Source organism: Pseudoalteromonas sp. P1-25 (assembly GCF_001401805.1).
In the GTDB taxonomy this organism is placed as follows: domain Bacteria; phylum Pseudomonadota; class Gammaproteobacteria; order Enterobacterales; family Alteromonadaceae; genus Pseudoalteromonas.
In genome coordinates this window covers 1-16,086 of record NZ_LKDW01000049.1, presented here as the reverse complement: position 1 = coordinate 16,086, position 16,086 = coordinate 1, and the positions used below count along the sequence as shown (strand labels likewise).

The window sequence follows — 16,086 nt, the reverse complement described above, 5'->3', positions numbered from 1 at the left end:
TCAGCTATCAGCTATCAGCTATCAGCTATCAGCTATCAGCTATCAGCTATCAGCTATCAGCTATCAGCTATCAGCTATCAGCTATCAAAGTGTAAATTAAACTATTTTTAAATAAACACTGCTTTTAAAAAAACAGTGTTTATTTCGCTATAAAGCTTACTTATAAAAGTTTTTATACCATTTAATTAGCTCGCTAACGCCTTGTTTAACGTCTACTTGAGCTTTGTAGCCAGTCGCATTAAATAAATCTTGTGTGTCGGCATATGTTTTATAAACATCGCCCGCTTGCATTTCGCGGAAGTTTTTATTTGCCTCGGTACCTAGCTCGGTCTCAATTGCTTCAATAAACTTCATTAGGTTTATTGGGCTGCCGTGGCCAATATTATAAACAGCGTAAGGGGCAGAGCTTGTAGCAGGCGATCCGCTTTCTACTCGCCAATCTGGGTTTGCTGTAGGTATAACATCAGCAGCGCGTACAACACCTTCAACAATATCGTCTATGTAGGTAAAGTCACGCCACATATCACCATTGTTGTTTATATCAATGGTATCGCCGTCGAGTATTTTTTTAGTAAAAATATACGGTGCCATGTCTGGGCGACCCCACGGGCCATAAACCGTAAAAAAGCGCAGTCCAGTGGTCGGCAAGCTATATAAATGCGAATAGCTGTGTGCCATTAGCTCATTTGCTTTTTTGGTTGCCGCATAAAACGAAACAGGATGATCAACACTATCGGTTGTTTCAAACGGCGTTTTTTCGTTTAGGCCATAAACAGAGCTAGATGATGCATAAACTAGGTGCTTAACATGGTTATGCCTACACCCTTCTAGCACATTTAAGTGCCCTACTAGATTAGAGTCAGCATAGGCATCAGGGTTTTCTATTGAATAGCGTACACCCGCTTGCGCAGCTAAATGTATTACTTTATCAAACTGCTCTGCAGCAAATAACTTACTCATAGCTGCACGTTCGCTTATATCAAGCTTAATAAACGTAAAGTTATCGTGGTTTTCAAACTGCGCTAAACGTGCCAACTTTAAATTTACATCGTAATAATCGTTTAGATTATCTATACCAACAACTACATGGCCTGCAGCCAATAACTTTTGGCACGTTGCAGCACCAATAAAGCCCGCAGCACCTGTAACTAAATACTTCATAAAATTCCTAATTTAAGCAAAAAAGCCGCATCAACATACATTTCAGCGGCTTTTAAAGTAATAACTAATAACTAACAGCTAACAGCTAACAGCTAACAGCTAACAGCTAACAGCTAACAGCTATTATCCAATCAATCACTACCAAATAAATCGCGTGTATATACTTTATCTGCAATGTCGCTAAGCTCTTCTACCATACGGTTAGAGACCACTACATCCGATATCTGCTTAAATTCATTTAAGTCTTTTATAACGCGCGAGTGATAAAACTCGTTTTCTTCAAGCACTGGCTCAAATACAACAACCTCAATACCTTTGGCTTTAATACGCTTCATTATGCCCTGAATGGCAGAGGCTCTAAAATTATCGGAACCTGTTTTCATTACTAAACGGTACACACCTACAATTTTAGGGCTGCGTTTAATAATTGAATCAGCAATAAAGTCTTTACGAGTGGTGTTTGCATCGACAATCGCGCCAATAATATTGTTTGGTACATCTTGGTAATTAGCACGTAGTTGCTTGGTGTCTTTTGGTAAGCAGTAGCCACCGTAACCAAACGACGGGTTGTTATAGTGGCTGCCAATACGCGGGTCTAGGCCTACGCCTTGTATAATTTGCTTAGAGTTTAAGCCGTGTGCTTCTGCGTAGCTATCTAACTCATTAAAATAAGCAACACGCATGGCAAGGTAAGTGTTAGAAAATAACTTAATAGCTTCAGCTTCTGTTGAGTCGGTAAATAGCACTTCAACATCTTGCTTAATTGCACCTTGCTTAAGTAAGTTAGCAAAAATGCTTGCGCGCTCGCTTTGCTCACCTACAACAATACGTGATGGGTGTAAGTTATCGTAAAGGGCTTTGCCTTCACGTAAAAATTCAGGGGAAAACATTAAATTTTCAGCGTTAAGTTGCTTTTTAATATCGGCCGTAAAGCCTACCGGAATTGTCGACTTAATCACCATAACCGCATTAGGGTTATGCGCCATAGCGTCTTTAATTACAGCTTCAACCGAGCTGGTATTAAAGTAGTTTGTTTCAACGTCGTAATCGGTTGGTGTTGCTATAATTACGTAATCAGCATCTTTATAAGCAGCAGTTTTGTCGGTAGTGGCTGTAAAGTTTAAGTCATCACGCGTTAAAAACTCACTTATTTCGGTATCAACAATAGGTGACTGCTTATTGTTTAATAATGCAATTTTTTGCTCGTCTATATCAAGCGCAACCACTTCATTATGTTGCGATAAAAGCATAGCGTTAGAAAGGCCTACATAGCCTGTACCTACCACGGCAATTTTCATGTTAATCCTTTAAGATTTAGTTAGTGATCAATAAATATAATTTTATCAGAGTTGTATAGCATTAGGTATTATATTTAAACTTACTCTTATTTACCGGCCGAATATTGTTTTTCTGGTAAGTCTAATTTGCGTCTAAAAAAGTTAATAATTTTGCAGTAGTTAATTAAAATAACTAAGTAAATTGCAAACATAACTATAAAACTATAAAACATTAAAAATTCAGGGATAGCAAAAACTTCGCCTATTATCCCCACTCCTGCAAATACAGATGCAATACTACATATTAAAATAAGCGTTTGCGTTGGTGAGCAGCCTAAACGTTGGCAAATATGGTGCAAATGCTCACGGTCGGGCTTAAAAGGAGACTTACCTTGCTTTATACGGCGTATCATTATTGCCGCCATATCCATCAGTGGTAGAGCTATTAACCATAATGCAGTTACAGGGCGTATCATTGGGTTGCCAGGTGTTTGGCTAGCGCCAATTAATAGCCAAATTACGGTAAAGCCAATCATCATGCTGCCAGCGTCGCCCATAAACACTTTTCGCTCTCGCCCAATTAGGCCTAGGTTCATAACAATATAAGGGATCATACATACAACTAATAGTAAACATAAGTAGCTTAAGCTCTGCTCATTAGCCATATTTAATAAAATTCCAATAGCCCCAAAGGTGACCACCGATAACCCCCCTAGCAGGCCGTCAATTCCGTCAACCATATTAAACGCGTTAATACAGCCTATAACGGCAATTACGGTAATAAAGCCACCTACGTAACCATAGCTTAACGCTATTTCACCAAAACCAAGTATATTACCCAATGTAACCAACTCAGCCTTAGCAAAATAAATCATCGCTACCGATATAACTGCTTGTACCAGCATGCGTATTTTTACACTTAAGTCAAAGCGATCATCTAATGCACCAACAGTAGTTAGGCCTATAATGCAAAACATATACAAATTAGCATTATTAATCATATCAGGGTGCGAGTATACGTATTGTACAATGGTAATACATATAGCCACGCCACCGACTAAGGGAATATTACCCGTATGCATTTTCCGTCCAGAGGGTTTATCTACCAAACCAACTTGTCTTGCAACTTTTCGCATTAAAAATAATACAGCAAAAGATATAAAAAAGGTAAAACACAAGTCTATAAACATAGAGCCTCTAAATATTAAATTTATTGTTATTTATTGAAGTTTGTTTGTACTTCTGTGCTGTAAATAGCCCCGTAGTAAAGGCCTGATAACGTCCAAAAAAAGTATGCTACTTTATGCCCATCTAGCGGTGAGTTAGCTAGTGAAAACACCACTGCTCCTAATATGAGTGAAAAATAGGCTAAAGATACTGACTTACCTCGTTGATCATAATCAGTAAAGTGTACTAGTCTTACAGACACCCAAGCTTTATAAAAGAAATAAATTAGTACGCCTAAATAAGTTAACAAACCTAATAAACCATAGTTGTACAAATAGTACCCATACCCATTTTCAATAATAACGTACTCAAGAGGGTAACCTAGATAAGGGTTGTTATCTAAAGTCAGGGCAATATAAGAAAGCTGATTTAACCTAGTTTGCGTTGATGCATCGTTCGCATTACTAGTTATTGAAGATACAAACCTCTCAATATTCCCAAAATCTTCTAAGTTAGCTACTACATAAGCAATCAGCATTGATAAAAATAAAATAAGTAAAACAAAAATACTTAACATTGTTTTACCACGCCCGTATTTAAAACCTAAATAGCAAAAGAATAAAAAGTTAGTCATATAGGCTAAGTACGCTGCTTTTGATTGCCCAGCTAAAATAATTAAAATTAGCAAAGTAAAGAGCAGCCATAGCTGTTTACTTGCTATGCCCTTAAACATATTTGTAAAGGCAAGAAACACCACTGGTAATAAAATAAAGCCTAATGAATAGGACCATACAAGCGGGCCACCTATTCTAAAGCCTAAACGCCCTATAGCTTCCCTGTTAGTTATACCTAGTTTTAATATAACTTCAGGTGCTATTAACTGGGCAATTACAAATGCAATCACCAATACCCCTATATAGATTATTGGCAGGTACAAGTTTTCAAGAGTTATATTAAAGTTTACTGCAAGGTTATAAGTTAATAAAAAAATAGAAAAGTAAGCAAGATACCTAAAATGACCTAATAAAATTTGAGTATTGATGAATTCGAGCTTGCTAGTTAAACTAAATACAAATATGCAAAAAGCAATAAAAATAACCATAGCACTGTTCGGGAATACAAACTTTATTTTGTTTTTAAAACATAAAAACAAACTAACGAGCAGCAAGGGGTAAAAGATATATAATATTTTTTGCCCTGTAACTAGCCCCATTCCCCCAGCATAAGTAGGAAAGAACAAAATAAAAACAAACAAACAAAGTATAAAGCACTCTTTATAACCTATTTTATTTACTAGCAAAAAACAGGTCCTTCAAAAATACAAATAAAAACTTAGGATAAAAATTAATCACTCTTTTAATCACATGGCTCTCAGTAAAAAAGCGGTATAACCATCTCAAGTTATACTTATTAACCCAATTTGGATAATAGTCTACTGTTTTGCTATTCGCAGTCTGCGAAATAAAAGCTCCACAAGTAAAATATAACCCCTCTTTTAACGTGGCTAATTTAGCTGCTACTCTTTCCTGTTTTATATTACCTAGCCCTAAAATAACAACATCTGCATCAGCAGCTAAGACCTGCTCTATAATTACAGATTCACTTGCGTAGCCGTCAATATCTCCCTTCCACTTAATGTCAGGGAAATTACTATTAACTCGACTTATAAATTTACTTGCATCGCCCTCTTTACCTCCTGCTATGAAAATAGATAAGTTATTACGCTGACAATGTTCAAAAATAATCGGAGCAAGTGAAGTCATATCAAATGATTGCCGATAAAAATTTAAAGATTTTGGTAAAAAAGCTTTTAAAATAGTTATAAGGTAAATACCGTCAGAACGATAAAAAGCAACTTCAGTGATATCTGGGCGCTTTCTTAAAAACATATAATTAAATGGATTTACATATATATACGCACCTGATTTAAAGCGATTTTCAGCAGCAAGTTTTTTGACATCTACATACCGGGTTTTCATGAACTGAATAATTTTCATTTTATAACTCAATTAAAGTATGGAATAAGGAATAAGGCTAAATAACACATTCAACTAATTCACTCCATTTTTCTTTGACATTGTGGAATGAAAAATCCTCTGCGCGCTTGAGGAAGTCTTCCTTTTTATAATTTCGGGGTTCAAATTTAAACATAACATTAGCCATTTCATTTTCTTCAGAACTCCGAGACACTGCTTTTTCGAATGGCAACTCGAAGGGAGACACTAATACACCTAACTTAGAATTAAATGGATATGCATCAGCTTGGCAACACATAATTTCAGCTGGACCAAAATCACAATCAGTACTAATGACAGGTAAAGAGCATAAAATAGCTTCCACAAGTGCATTACCAAACCCTTCCCAAAGACTGCTAAATATAAATGCTTCTGCGTTATGCATATAACTTTTAACATTGTTTGTAAAGCCCACGATGTTTACGCTTTCCTTGAGCTCATAATAGTCTACTAACTCATTCAAATAGGTTTTTAAAACTCCATCGCCAAGTATATATAAGTGATTCTTCCCACCTAGCTCACGGTAAATATAAAAAGCCTTTATTAAATGATTAAAACCTTTCTGCTCTTCAAGCCGGCCTACAGCTAGAAAGTAAGGCGATGTAGGCTTCTCTCGCCATTCTTGTTGCTTAACATAGTCTTCCAAGTAATATGGGTTATAGATAGTGCTAACTTTATTCTCATTTAAAGATAATTCAGTCACTAGCTGAGCTTTTACGCCTTTAGAGAGAGATACAATGTGGTCTGCACGACTGTAGACTTTTGATAGAAGAAATTTTATTGCTTTTAATGCTGAACCGCCAAAGTTGGAGTACTGCCTATCAATGTTATTCCTTACACTTATAATAACCTTTTTTTTTGTGATTTTAGCAGCTAATACAGCGCAAAAGTTGCTTCTCTCTAAAAAAGACAGTACGCAATCAATTTCGTTAGCTTTAATGATGCTAACTATAGCCTTTACATTTAAATATAAACGGTACGCTTTTTGAAAAACATTCCCCCCTAATTGAACATCTGAGTAAACTATTTCAATCTGTGTCAAATCATATTTTGAGTACCCATGAGACTCAACCATTGATGTCAAATATGGAGAGTAGGAGTCACTAAGCATATTAGCAACCCGTACTATAATTCTTGTAGCTCCTCCACCTTCAATTTTATCTACTACATATAGAACCTTTTTCATAAAAATCTCATCAATAATTTATTTACTACTACAACTAGGCGACATTAAGCTAAACTTTTAATTAATATTTATTCTGAATAATTATCGAGTATTAACCTCTTATATATTGCCGACTTTGATGCTAACTTCTTTGCAAGTTTATAGCGGAATGGTAATAAACTAAATAACTTAGCAAAACAGGAATAGGTACAGTTAGAATTGGCAATAGTTAATTTTTTATAGTAGGAAGTATCAGGCAATTTTAGGGCATAACAAATGATTAGAATAGTCATATAGCGCTTTGAAAGCTCATTCCTCGACACTAAATATAAAGGCATGAATTTACCTTCAGGATCCTCTATTGGCGAGTGGTCATTTCGCTTACTAGCTTCTCTTTCTTCAAGCATTACACCATGTAAAAGAGAACGGTGAAATATTTTTTTATAATTCGTGCTAACACCGTCAGAAAATATGATTTGTTTATACAAAACTTCTTCCACTACAGCTAAATCACAATACTCTAACATCCTACCCCACAGGTCACTGCCTTGACCTACATCAAAAAAGCCCCTGTAACCTCCAGCCTTTTCGTAAAAGTATCTTCTATACATAAGCTCACCATGCGAGACCAATAATCGCTGCGATGGGTTCTCTATATAACTTTTTGAAGTGACTTCTAGAGGTTTCAGCACTTCCTTATTAGAGGTGCTCCTAAGATTCTCTTTTGTGTAATAACAGCTAACAATACCTATATTTGTATCGTTATCTAGCAACTCTGCTTGTTTTGCTATTCTATGCTTATCGCTTTTATCGCCAGCACCTTGTATTGCTATATAATCTCCATTTGCAATGCTAATTGCTTTTATTATTGTTTTAGTAAACCCTATATTTTCTTGATGAATAACCCTTAATCTAGGATCGGTGTAGGTATCTAAAATACTTTTTACGCGTGGGTCTTTACTACCATCATTAATAACTATAATTTCAAAGTTGCTGTAGGTTTGTTCCAATAAACTGTCGAGGGTAGTACGGATGGAGTCAGCCCTTTCATACCAAGCGCAAACCACTGAAACAAAGCTATTACCGCTCATATTTATGCCTTCTTTCACTATAATAAACCTCTCTAATAAATTCTTCCGCTGACTCGACATAAATCATTAGCAAATTCTTTATTCGTTACTTATATTGACTACTTTTGCAGGCGCCCCAACCACTGTAGCAAAATCAGGGACATCCCTAACTACTACGGAGTTTGCACCTACAATACAGTTTTTTCCGATTTTTACTTTACCAACAATTACAGAGCCGGCAAAAATAACACTGCCTTGGCCTATTATCGGATAATTATTTTTTGCGCTATCACCGACTCTAGCTCCTCCTAATGTAACATTTTGATATATAGTAACGTCTCGTTCTATCATCACTCCATCTCCGATAACAATACCAACAGGGTGCTTTAGAGTTAAAGAGCGATCAAATTTAGCCTTGGGAGATATAAAAATACCATGACTTCTTTGAAGACGATTAGCAATTAAAATAGAAAGATTATTTAACCTATGGGCTTTACAATAATTAATTAAACGTAAATATATACGTATTCGGGTATCTAAGCTGCCAAATAATAATTTGGTAGCACTTTTAATATAGGCCATAGTGGATACTCTTTGTAATAAGCTAAAATCTATATGAACATTTAATAAAAAATCTTTTAAGTACTATTTTTTTGCGGTGAAACCAGAGTTATAAAGTAAAAAGCCATGGCACTATAAAAAATAAGCATTGAAATCGAATATGACCATAACAATTCGTGGATACTTATATTTGTGGACAGAATAATAAATAAGCAACTTACTAGAAGAAAACGAACAAAATTAATCAATAGAAAAGTTTTTTGTTTATTCATAACATTTAGGATGTCGACAAAAGGCCCGGCAAAAAATAATGAAAATACATATAAGCTATATATCTCTACTATTTCGCCTGCTAATTGCCATTCATTGCCAAAAATAACTACAAACACCTTCCCACCAATAAAATACATTGAGGAGCTAACCAACAAAGAAATCAATAACATTTTAAACATCAATCTAAAAGTTAAGGACTTCAGTTCGGTTAGGTTTTCCGGCCCAATCCTAGATGACTCTCCAAAATATAACTTACGAACATTATCAACTATCACCATTACACTTGCTGTTACAACAGTAAAAGCAAGCCCTAATTGCCCAGCTTCTTCCGCTCCATAAAGCTTACTTATGGCCATCACAGGTATTGCTTGTGTAACAACCAATAAAGCTCTAGAGGCTAGCCGATATTTTGGATATTGTGCAAACTCAACAGCACTACTTTTTAATATGTTAATGCTGAATTTTGGTTTGTATTTTTTGAAAGGAGCGTCTTTATTTTTTAATAAAGCTAATAAGCCCGTAAAGTTTTGTATAGTTTGACCCACAATTAAAGCCATCGGAACGGACAAGTAGGCTAACACTAGCTTAGATACAGCCCCGGTAAATGATTGGCTTATCTGTGTCTTAGCAATTACCCCAAAGCTTCTGACCCTTACAGCCCATAAATTAAGCATTTCGTAACATGATAAAGCTAAAATTGTAAAATATATCCATAACAGAAATGATTTATCAATAAAAGGATATATCTCTGTAATTTTGCCGATAAAAAAATATGCAATTGCAAGAGCAACTGTTCCATTAAGAAAGATCAAAGCCAATGACAATATTAAGATGCTCTGGGCCTTTGAGCCACTTCTAGGTATTGGGATAGCGTCTACGTACCTCAATGCAAGAAGCGGGGCAACTACAGTTACAACCGCCATAAATACTGAGTACTCACCGAACTCTTCAGGTGTAAGTAGCCTAGATAGAGCCGGCACGACTAAAAACGAAACTAGCTTAGCGATAGTAGTCCCAGCAAATAGTTTAAAAAAATTACTGAGCAACTTATTGGTAGTAAGATAGTTTTTCTTAGAATTACTCATATATTTTTTTATCAGCTGCGGGGAGGGTTACTCCATTATTTTCCACAAACCTTACTTCGGAAACCATGTGATAACCAGTCTCAAGCTTGACTTTATTACAAACTAAAGATATCAAAGACAGAATATCTATCGCCGTAGCAGTGCCTTTATTAATTATGAAGTTGGCATGAAGAGGGGAAATTTGAGCCCCCCCTATTGTCTTACCTTTTAGCCCACATTTCTCTATAACAGCGCCGGGAGGACCAAACTCTTCGTACATAGCAGGGTTGCTGACAAAAACAGAACCGCAGTTAGGTAATTTTAAAGGAAACTTACGCCTACGGCTCCTTAAAATAGCTAGCATTTGCTGTTTGATAAGCTTGCTATCAGCATTTTCGAGCTGAAGTGTGGCTTCTAAAATTATTTCATTATTACTTTGAAAAATAGAGGTGCGATAAGCAAATAAACACTCATCCTTTGTATATACTTTTATTGTTCCATCTTTAGTTAAGGATTTGACTGTTACTACATTTTCACCAATACCTCTGCGCATACTACCACCATTCATACATATGAGACCCCCAAGGGTCCCCGGTATACCGGCAGTATGCTCTAACCCTGAGAGTCCTTTACTCGCTAATTTTCTGGCAAGCCCTGGTACCCAAACCCCAGCCTCAACAGTAACCTTGCTCGCATTAAAAGTTATATCTGATAATGGGTTACCCAAATGAATAGCTAATATGTCAAGCCCTTCATCCGAGAAAAGTAAATTACTAGTAGAGCCAATAACGATGAATGGCTGTTCAGCTTCGTTTGCAAGCCGAACAACTTTAGCTAACTCTTCTACGCTGTGCGGGGTAAAAATGCACTTAGCAACCCCTCCAACCTTCCAACGACTAAATTCAGCCAAAGAAACATTTTTTTTTACAGCGGTGGGGTTTATTTCAGAAAGCGATGAAATAAATCCCTCTGAAATTGGTTTATTATTTATACTTGAATTAGCCATTAACCAACTCTTACCGTTACACCTAAGCTTTCCATTTTTTCGAAGAAACGGTCGTAACCTCTTGTGATCTGCCATGCTTCATGTATGTGAGTTTCTCCTTTTGCAAACAAAGCAGCAAGTGCAAGAGCTATACCTGCTCGAAGGTCAAGCGCAGTCACATCAGTACCGGCTAGTTCGCTGCCACCATCAACGATAAGTAAATTTCCATCTGTTCTAGATTTTAGACCCATTTTATTTAGCTCGCTTGCGTATCCATACCTACCAGGAAAGCGTAAATCGACAAACTTTGATTGGCCTCTAGCTTTCGCTGCGTATACTGCCAATATGGGTTGCATATCTGAATTAACCCCAGGATATGGACCTGTGCTCAGCTCTAACGGGTAGCAGTTCGAACCTTTTACAATCATTGAATTTTCGTGGCGGTACATTCGTGCACCAGATTCTTTTAAAAACGCTAATGGTATTTCTAGGTGCTCGAATGGGAAGTTTTCTATCTCAATCTCACCACCAGTTACCGATGCCCCTACTAACCATGTAAGCGCTTCAACATTATCTGGGATAACTGTATGAGTTGTTCCTCTGAGTGATTTTTTTCCAATAATCTCAATATGTTCTTGCCCATACACATTGATTTCACCACCCATTGAGTTGATCATATCGATTAAATCAAGTATTTCAGGACGTACATGGGGGTTCCATATACGTGTAACACCGTTAGCTAACGTACCTGCTATTATTGCATTTTCGGTAGCGCCTGTAGAACGAATTGGTAAATGTATATCTGTGCCTACAAGCCCACCTTCGGGTGCTTTAGCGTGCAAGAATCCATCTTCATCCCACACTTTTGCCCCTAACTTCTCAAGAAGCATAACGTGTAGGTCATAAGCTCGCTCACCTGAGCCACCGCCAATGCTACAACCACCTGGTAGTGGTACTGCACCATAGCCCGTACGAGTAACTAGCCCACCTAGTATTAGTAAGGTATTTCTAATAGAGCGCCCTTTCCAATCTAACTTACTAGTTAAAGTTGCAAGCTCTTCAACAACCAGCACATCATCTTGTACTGAGCACTTTTTGCCAAGTACATCTAACATATCTTTATGCACAATAGCGTCTAATAAAGTGGCTGGGTAATTTTGAATAACCAGCTTTTCATTTGTTAAAAGTGTAGCGGCCATTAATCTAAGTACTGAATTTTTAGCACCACTAACCTTTACAGAGCCTTTTAATACGGCAGGCTCTACGGTTATTTTACTGATATTTTCAGATGAAAAGTTAGTCATTTAATTTCTCTATTAAGTTTATAAAATTCAAGTTATTTATACTCATAGTTGTAATAGCCGTAATAGCCATAAGCATTACTCGCCTTTTTAACTACGCCATTGAATACAAGCCCTTTTATATCAATCCCATTTTGTTCAAAACGATTGCGAGTTAGCTCTATTTCACGTAAATGGTTTTGACCAAAGCGTGCTACTAATAAGGTAGTGCCTGTGTGGGCACTGACTATAGCGGGGTCTGTAACTGCTAGTATTGGCGGGGTATCTATAATTACTATATCGTAAGCAGCGCTAACCTCTTCAACCAATTTACTAAAGTTACTGTGCATTAGTAACTCCGAAGGATTTGGCGGTATTTGCCCGCGGGTAATTACATTTAGCCCTTCTACCTTAGTTGTTTTGGTAACTTGCGCTAGGTTTAAACGACCCGATAGGTAATCACTTAGGCCATCGTCCCACATTAAGTCAAACTGTGTTTGCAAATAGCCTTTGCGCATATCGGCGTCAATAATTAGTACTTTTTTGCCGCTTTGCGCCAATACTGAGGCTAAGTTAACCGATATAAACGATTTACCTACACCAGGGCTTGGGCCCGATATAGCAATAATATTATTTTTAGCTTCCATCATCGCAAAATGTAAGCTTGTACGTAAGCTGCGTAAGGCCTCTATGGAAAGATCTGCTGGATTATCAAGCGCAAGTATAGTTTTTGCTTTTGCCGCTTTATTTTTACGAGTTTTTGCAAAACCAGTTAACTTATCTTGATGATCTGAGTGCGGTACACTTGCATATACTGGTATGCCAAGCGATTCTATTTCAGCGGGATCTTCCACACCTCGATTTATCGCCTTTTGTATTAGTACAACTATTACTGAAAAAAGCCCCCCCAAGAAAGTTATAACTATAACTATTAGAGTTTTTTTAGGTTTAACAGGTTTACTTGTATTAACTTCAGCATGATCGATTACACGTACATTTCCTACGGTGCCTGCGCGCACTATGTCAAGCTCTTGGGTTTTTCTAAGTAGTAGCGTGTAAATCTGGTTACTTACCTCAACATCGCGCTTTAATCGTAGTAGCTCTTGCTGTGTTTCAGGTAGGTTGCCGACTTTACTGACCAGCTCTTTCTTTTGTTTATTTACGGCCTCGATTTGTTCTAGCATGCCTTGATATGTAGGGTGATTTTTTTTAAATTTACGGCCCAGTTCTAAGCGTTTTAAATTTAACTCTTGTAGTTTGGTTTCTAGCTTAACTACTTGCTCTAATACCCCCTGCGTTTCAAGTGAGATATTAATAGACTGCTGTTTTATTTGATAATTATTAAAGCGCTGCTCTGCATATTCAAGCTGTTTTTTTATCTCTGGTAATTGTACTTCTAAAAATTCGAGTGACTTTTGTGCCTCTGCACTGTTGCGCTCTACATTGCGGCGTACATAAATAGCGGCTACTTTATCAAGTACTTTTTCTGCAAAAGTAGGGTCTTTATTCTCTAAGCTAAGTTTAATTATACCTGAACTTTTAACTTCTTCTTCTGCTGAGATTTCCTTTTGTAAGTTCAGAATCGTATTTAAGCGGTCTTTACGGGTAATTATAAACTCAGTACCTGCATGGGCATTAAGCTCGCGCACTGTTAAGTTAAACTTACCGTTAGTAAGCTCCTCACCTACTTTACCAGCGAGTATTTCCTCTCCATCATCATTTAATAAACTAACACTGTTATTATTTTGCGCTACAAGCGTAAATTCTTTATTAATGGCAGATCGTGGAACGTCAAACCTAAATATGTTTATGCTTTCGCCGCCCCATGCATAGCTGCCTGCCCCAAAGCTTGGCTCGGCTAGGTCGCCCTCGCTCATTGGCGTAAAATTTCGATAAATACGATTACCAATAAACGGGAAAAGCTTAGGCTCGGCTGTTATATCAAGCTTTAGTGTATCTACTGCCTCGCCAATAATACTACGTGATTTAAGGAGTTCTATTTCGGTTACAGCGGCCGATGTGCTTTCGAACACTCCTCCGACGTCATCGAAACCAGGCACTGAAGCACTACCATTTTCAACTTGTATCATTGCTGTGGCTTGGTAAATAGGTGTACTTAATACAGCATAAACTACACCTACAAACATAAATAATGCGGTTATACCAACTATAAAATATTTACGGTCGAGCAGTGCGCCCAATAGTGCCATTAAGTCGATTTCTTGCGTGGGTTGTGTGGTATTTTTACTTTTGTTACTAGGCTGGGCAGTCATTAATTTAGCCATTCCTTATAAATACTTTTGCCAAGCGCTGCATGCGCTATCGATTAGTGTGTACACGTGTTCAAACGCCTCTTGGCTTTGGCGGTAGGGGTCGGGTATTTCGGCGTTGTTAATCCACTTGCCGAGTAAAAAGGTTTTACCGCGCGCCTCTGGGTAATGGGCGTGTACATCGTTTAAATGGCGTTCTTCCATTACTAAAATAACACTGTTTTGCGCTACCAAAGCTGACGTTAATTGGCGCCCTTGGTGGGCATCCATATTTACACCATTAGCTTGTGCAATTTGCTTTGCAGTGGCATCGGCAGGTTTGCCTTCAAGTGCGGTTAACCCAGCCGATGATACTTTAATATTTTTACCTTCAAGCTTTTGCTTTAATACATATTCACCGGTAGGGCTGCGGCATATGTTGCCCGCACATACAACTAAAACTGAATCAAACATTTTAAAAACCTTTTAGTTGTTAATATCGTTAATGTTATCAACTGTAGATACTGATGGTAATAATAAGCTTATTACACGGTTCCAACGTGCAAGTGGTGCAGAGGTTACATATACAATGTCGCTTGGCTCAAGCTCAAACTGCTCTGCTAATACCATAGCTGCAATATTTTTTGCATGTAGCTGGTATACGTTTGCAATATAGCCTGTTTGTTCTACGTTGCTTTTACGCAGTACAAATACGCCATTTGCATCTGCTGTTGCTTCGTTTAAACCGCCCGAATCACTTAGTGCTTCGGCTAAGTTTAAACCGTAGCGATTAAGGGTTACTGACCCCGCTTTTTTTACATCGCCTAGTACAAATACTTTTTGTGCATCGTTACGGCTTACATGCACTATATCGCCGTGTTGTAGTAAACGGTTTTGCGAAATGTCACCGTGGGCATAAAAATCATCAAGCTTAATAACTTCTGTTTTATCGCCTCGGGTAAAGGTAACGGTGCGCCAATCGGCTGAATCGGTTAATCCACCCGCTTGGTTTAGCGCATCAATAAGGGTAAGGGGTATTTCGGTTACGGGGTAAACGCCAGGCTTATTTACCTCACCTGTTACGTATGCTTTTTGACTTCTAAAACCCACTACTTTTACATCTACTTGTGGGTCTTCTATCACTCGGCTTAAGCGCTTTACTAGGTCGTCGCGCACTTGGCTAATTGTTCGGCCTGCAGCAGGAATGTTAGGGGCATACGCGTAGGTAATTGTGCCGTCTTTTTGTACGCGGAAGCCATCAAACTCTGCGGTACGTTGTACAGCAGCTGGTATTGTAAGCTCGGGATGATCCCATACGCCTATTGTAAGTACATCACCTACACCTAGTTTGTATTCGTAATTGCTGGTATTAACACCCGCACTGCTTGAAATAGGCTTAGCCGCTGCTTGCGCTAACTTTTGTTTATTTAAAAGCTGCGAGTCGATAATTTGGATGTTTACTTTTTCGAGATCTTGCTCAAGGTTATATGTTTGTTCGCCTGAATCTATGCCTTCAAAATGGCTACCGGGTACTATTGTACACCCTGATATTGCTAGCATTACGAGAGAAGTTGCGAGTGATTTACAGCTTAACGCCATTGTAGAATCCCAAAATTATTTTAAATATTGCGCTTGCTCACCAGCCTTGGTGAGTACTTATTTTTTTAGCGGTGTAATTAAAGCATGAGGTATGTTTACACGCAAGCGAGAATCGGTTTGTTGAGGTTTTTAGCTATCAGCTATCAGCTATCAGCTATCAGCTATCAGCTATCAGCTATCAGCTATCAGCTATCAGCTATCAGCTATCAGCTATCAGCTA

14 protein-coding genes are annotated in these 16,086 nt (G+C 37.7%); all 14 read right to left on the bottom strand.

Features of this window, described 5'->3' with window-relative positions; all coding sequences use genetic code 11:
* Positions 1 to 156 precede the first annotated feature (156 nt).
* The 14 genes from AN393_RS18855 to AN393_RS18790 all read right to left on the bottom strand — a co-directional run bounded on the left by AN393_RS18855 (position 157) and on the right by AN393_RS18790 (position 15,866).
* Positions 157 to 1,161, bottom strand: a complete 1,005-nt coding sequence (locus AN393_RS18855) for an NAD-dependent epimerase (RefSeq protein WP_055018883.1) — start codon at positions 1,159 to 1,161, stop codon at positions 157 to 159.
* A gap of 131 nt (positions 1,162 to 1,292) precedes the next feature.
* Positions 1,293 to 2,459 (bottom strand): nucleotide sugar dehydrogenase, encoded by a 1,167-nt coding sequence (locus tag AN393_RS18850; RefSeq protein WP_055018882.1) that lies wholly within the window; start codon positions 2,457 to 2,459, stop codon positions 1,293 to 1,295.
* A gap of 86 nt (positions 2,460 to 2,545) precedes the next feature.
* Positions 2,546 to 3,628, bottom strand: coding sequence for a UDP-N-acetylglucosamine--undecaprenyl-phosphate N-acetylglucosaminephosphotransferase (gene wecA / locus AN393_RS18845; protein WP_055018881.1), 1,083 nt, complete (start codon positions 3,626 to 3,628; stop codon positions 2,546 to 2,548).
* Between the two features lie 26 nt (positions 3,629 to 3,654).
* Positions 3,655 to 4,509 carry an O-antigen ligase family protein gene (locus AN393_RS18840; RefSeq protein WP_152968294.1) on the bottom strand — a complete coding sequence of 285 codons (855 nt, stop codon included), beginning with the start codon at positions 4,507 to 4,509 and terminating at the stop codon, positions 3,655 to 3,657.
* A gap of 382 nt (positions 4,510 to 4,891) precedes the next feature.
* The gene (locus AN393_RS18835; protein WP_055018879.1) at positions 4,892 to 5,602 is read right to left on the bottom strand and encodes a WecB/TagA/CpsF family glycosyltransferase; all 711 of its coding nucleotides are present in this window, start codon (positions 5,600 to 5,602) and stop codon (positions 4,892 to 4,894) included.
* A 37-nt stretch (positions 5,603 to 5,639) separates the two neighbouring features.
* Entirely contained in the window at positions 5,640 to 6,806 is a 1,167-nt protein-coding gene (locus tag AN393_RS18830) for a glycosyltransferase (protein WP_055018878.1), read from the bottom strand.
* A gap of 68 nt (positions 6,807 to 6,874) precedes the next feature.
* Positions 6,875 to 7,894, bottom strand: a complete 1,020-nt coding sequence (locus AN393_RS18825; RefSeq protein WP_161804171.1) for a glycosyltransferase family A protein — start codon at positions 7,892 to 7,894, stop codon at positions 6,875 to 6,877.
* Positions 7,895 to 7,954: 60 nt separating this feature from the next.
* Positions 7,955 to 8,437 carry a serine O-acetyltransferase gene (locus tag AN393_RS18820; protein WP_055018876.1) on the bottom strand — a complete coding sequence of 161 codons (483 nt, stop codon included), beginning with the start codon at positions 8,435 to 8,437 and terminating at the stop codon, positions 7,955 to 7,957.
* A 56-nt stretch (positions 8,438 to 8,493) separates the two neighbouring features.
* Entirely contained in the window at positions 8,494 to 9,774 is a 1,281-nt protein-coding gene (locus tag AN393_RS18815; protein ID WP_055018875.1) for a lipopolysaccharide biosynthesis protein, read from the bottom strand.
* The gene (gene murB / locus AN393_RS18810) at positions 9,767 to 10,759 is read right to left on the bottom strand and encodes a UDP-N-acetylmuramate dehydrogenase (protein WP_082422805.1); all 993 of its coding nucleotides are present in this window, start codon (positions 10,757 to 10,759) and stop codon (positions 9,767 to 9,769) included. The genes AN393_RS18815 and murB overlap by 8 nt, the downstream gene beginning before the upstream one ends.
* Entirely contained in the window at positions 10,759 to 12,042 is a 1,284-nt protein-coding gene (locus AN393_RS18805) for a UDP-N-acetylglucosamine 1-carboxyvinyltransferase (protein WP_055018874.1), read from the bottom strand. Before AN393_RS18805 ends, murB begins: the two co-directional genes overlap by 1 nt.
* A gap of 32 nt (positions 12,043 to 12,074) precedes the next feature.
* Positions 12,075 to 14,291, bottom strand: coding sequence for a polysaccharide biosynthesis tyrosine autokinase (locus tag AN393_RS18800; RefSeq protein ID WP_055018873.1), 2,217 nt, complete (start codon positions 14,289 to 14,291; stop codon positions 12,075 to 12,077).
* A 15-nt stretch (positions 14,292 to 14,306) separates the two neighbouring features.
* Positions 14,307 to 14,741: a low molecular weight protein-tyrosine-phosphatase gene (locus AN393_RS18795; protein WP_055018872.1), complete on the bottom strand. Its 435-nt coding sequence runs from the start codon at positions 14,739 to 14,741 to the stop codon at positions 14,307 to 14,309.
* 12 nt (positions 14,742 to 14,753) lie between these two features.
* Positions 14,754 to 15,866, bottom strand: coding sequence for a polysaccharide export protein (locus AN393_RS18790; RefSeq protein WP_055018871.1), 1,113 nt, complete (start codon positions 15,864 to 15,866; stop codon positions 14,754 to 14,756).
* Positions 15,867 to 16,086: the final 220 nt, after the last annotated feature.